Annotated in this window: 2 protein-coding genes; one reads left to right on the plus strand and one right to left on the minus strand. The window is 48.3% G+C overall.

What is annotated here, in order from left to right:
- Nucleotides 1–389: 389 nt before the first annotated feature.
- On the minus strand, nt 390–797 hold the full coding sequence (locus tag BMZ51_RS23480) for a RidA family protein (RefSeq protein ID WP_068008792.1): 408 nt from the start codon (nt 795–797) through the stop codon (nt 390–392).
- A gap of 102 nt (nt 798–899) precedes the next feature.
- On the opposite strand from BMZ51_RS23480, the gene BMZ51_RS23485 reads away from it, so the two are divergent.
- The gene (locus BMZ51_RS23485; protein WP_068008795.1) at nt 900–1,808 is read left to right on the plus strand and encodes a LysR family transcriptional regulator; all 909 of its coding nucleotides are present in this window, start codon (nt 900–902) and stop codon (nt 1,806–1,808) included.
- Nucleotides 1,809–2,424: the final 616 nt, after the last annotated feature.

Raw genomic sequence — 2,424 nt, forward strand, 5'->3', positions numbered from 1 at the left:
CGCAACATCAAAACCCAGAGAGCAGAGGCAAAAATTGGCGTCAACGCTCTCAACATCATGAACGCCCTCGGACGTCCTACGTTCGAGAAGGTCTCATGAAACCAAATGTGTGGGTTTGGGGAAACCTCAGCTCAGTTCTGACCCATGCAACAACGTCATTGTGCTGCCAAGAACCCGAGCTTTATCCTTTGCATCAAACTGGAAGGTGCGTTAGCTCTCTCAGAAAAAGTTGAGATATAGCTGCTCCAAAAACTGAGCCGGAGGCTTGGATCCTCTGTTTTGCATCTTTCTTGTCGTGAGAGAAGGCCTTTTTTGGCATCATTTGAGGTGTTAAAATGAAATGATGCCAGTTTGTTAGGTGATCTCTACCAAAACAGCTTTAGGTAGAATTAGAGTGGCAATTGAATGACTATTTCAATTTCTATTTGAAGCTCAGGGGCCGCTAAAGCAGCTACGCCGACCCCGGTCAGGCTCGGTTGCGCTCCGTCAAGAAATGCCATTACCTGCGTCATAGCAACCTCCATAGATTCTGCATGCAGATCGGTCATGTAAACCCGCATCTGGACGATATCCTGAGAACTTGTCTCAGTTGCAGTTAAAGCACCTTTGAGATTTTCAATGACAACTGCTGTTTGTTCCTCCAACGTTCTAGGAGCGGTACCACCTTCGGCACGCCAAGCGACTTGGCCAGAGACAAAGGCTAATCGGGAGGGATCAGCTATTGAGATTTGAGAATAACCTAGTTTGCCAGCGTCGGGCAGTGACTGTGGGTTCATCCGCTTGAGTGATGAGGACATGTTTTTTCCTTTCCTTGAGAGCAACACGACCATATATATGCCCAACAATAGTCGATTTGTGATCGCCTCTGTGGCGAGCTCATATCTACAAGGTAATGTGTCATGGTCGGATCCAAAGTGAATGACATTCTTGTTTTCCTGGCAGTCGTTGATGCTGGAAACTTTGTCGCGGGCGGAAAAGCATTTGGATTGTCCCGATCAACAGCCGGCAAGGCAGTCGCAAGATTAGAGAGTGGCTACGGTGTACGTCTTTTAAACCGGACCACACGCTCACTTAGTCTTACAGAGGAAGGACGCAACCTCTACGAACATGGGCAAGTCATCCGTTCAGCAGTCCAGGCAGCTGATGCCAGTGTTGCTGATGATCTTGGGGCGCCGCGAGGTACACTTCGGATTACTGCACCAGATGCACTCGGTCGCAAATTGCTGTTACCATCTGTTCAGAAGTTTCTTAAAAAATGGCCAGATATAAAGATTGAGATAAGCTTCTCTGACCGTATCAACAATGTTATTGAAGACGGTTTTGATCTTGCCATTCGTGTTGGCCTTAGCTCACCTGCCCAAGGTTTGATCTCACGAACTCTCCTGACAGATACGTCTCTTTTTTGTGCTGCTCCCTCATATTTTCAGGAGCGCACCCACCCGACATCTGTTGAGCAACTCGGCTTTCATGACCTTTTGCAGTTCTCAAGTGGTGGAGAAAGGCAAAATTGGCATTTAATGGATTCCGATGGTCTCTGGAGCAATGCCCAAGGCCGCGTGCGCTTGAGACTTGATAGTGCAGAAGCCTTGCGAGAAGCAGCTTTATACGGGCTGGGGATTGCTCTGTTGCCACAACGTCTCGTCAGGGAGGATCTAGCAGCCGGTCGTCTGGAACACGTGCTGCCGCAGGTAAAGCCCGGTGATGTCCCTATCGTTATTCTATACCCTCATAAACGGTTTCTGGAGCCTCGGGTACGCCATTTTATTGATATGCTGGTGGAACATCAAAACAATAGCCCCTCATCCTGAGTTCCTGCCTGAATGAGGGGGGCTGCTGCCCTCAACAGGAAGGATCGTCTGGGCTCCAATCATTAAACACTTGTACCAGATGGTCAATGAATGCGTGCACGCGTGAGACGTTCCGTAAGTTCTTATCGGCCACACCCAAGTTTCCAGGGGACCTAGTTGAAGGCCCGGTATCACTTGCATGAGATCTTTGTACTTTTCAACGCTCGTTGGCATGCCTCGAACTTCGAGATAGGCTTGATGTGCGAATAAACCTAGAGGGACTTTCGCCATTTTTTGTGCGAGCAGTGCTTACTGTTTTGCGTCGATCATTCGCAGTACAATATCAACCTCTTACTCCAACAAATTTGCACCGCCATTAGTCAGGACAAGCTCTAAACGTAGCTTCGGGTGATGAATGCGAAGGGATGCCAACATAGTTGGTAAGATCTCAATGCCTACAGACTCTGAGACACTCACTCGCACGATGCCCTCAACTTCGTCAGGGGACGATATGTAGTTGAGCAATAAAGTCTCATACCTACTGACCTGCTCCCCATAACTTCCTCCATTTTGTGATAGGATTCTACCTAACATTGAGGTGGGATATGAAGCGTTCGCGTTTTACGGAAGAGCAGAT

It is taken from the genome of Pseudovibrio axinellae (assembly GCF_900110875.1).
Classification (GTDB): Bacteria; Pseudomonadota; Alphaproteobacteria; order Rhizobiales; family Stappiaceae; genus Pseudovibrio; species Pseudovibrio axinellae.

Bases quoted from the DNA above. Each gene is read 5' to 3' on its own strand.
- BMZ51_RS23480 (WP_068008792.1), bottom strand. From the start codon at position 797: ATGTCCTCATCACTCAAGCGGATGAACCCACAGTCACTGCCCGACGCT.
- BMZ51_RS23485 (WP_068008795.1), top strand. From the start codon at position 900: ATGGTCGGATCCAAAGTGAATGACATTCTTGTTTTCCTGGCAGTCGTT.